The sequence below is a fragment of the Cetobacterium sp. ZWU0022 genome, assembly GCF_000800875.1.
In the GTDB taxonomy this organism is placed as follows: domain Bacteria; phylum Fusobacteriota; class Fusobacteriia; order Fusobacteriales; family Fusobacteriaceae; genus Cetobacterium_A.
Genome location: NZ_JRJZ01000080.1, coordinates 1 through 396 on the forward strand (window position 1 = coordinate 1; position 396 = coordinate 396).

General features: G+C 34.6%; 1 pseudogene. It reads right to left on the reverse strand.

The features are described from left to right. Positions 1 to 368, reverse strand: a pseudogene (locus tag L988_RS13815) (DEAD/DEAH box helicase); the annotation flags it as partial. Between the last annotated feature and the right edge of the window lie 28 nt (positions 369 to 396).

Below are 396 nucleotides of genomic sequence, written 5' to 3' on the forward strand. Positions count from 1 at the left end.
GATGGAACGTCAAACCCTGTTAGCCACATATCACGAACTATAACAATCTCTAACTCGTCACTGTCATCTTTCATTCTATTAGCAAGCTCTTCTCTCTCCTGCTTTGTAGTAAAATGTTGTTTAAACTCCATAGGGTCTTTACTAATATCACTTGTCATAACAACTTTTATTTTTCCTTTAGCTTTATCTTCATTGTGCCACTCAGGTCTTAAACTTACAATCTCGTTATATAAATCCACACATATTTTACGAGACATAGCTACAATCATACATTTACCAAAGGCGTTATCTCTTCTCATCTCCCAGTGCTCTATAAAATCCTGAGCCAAAGTTTTTAATCTATTTTCAGAACCAATAATCGCTTCCATCTTTGTGATATCTTTTTTAGTACGTTCA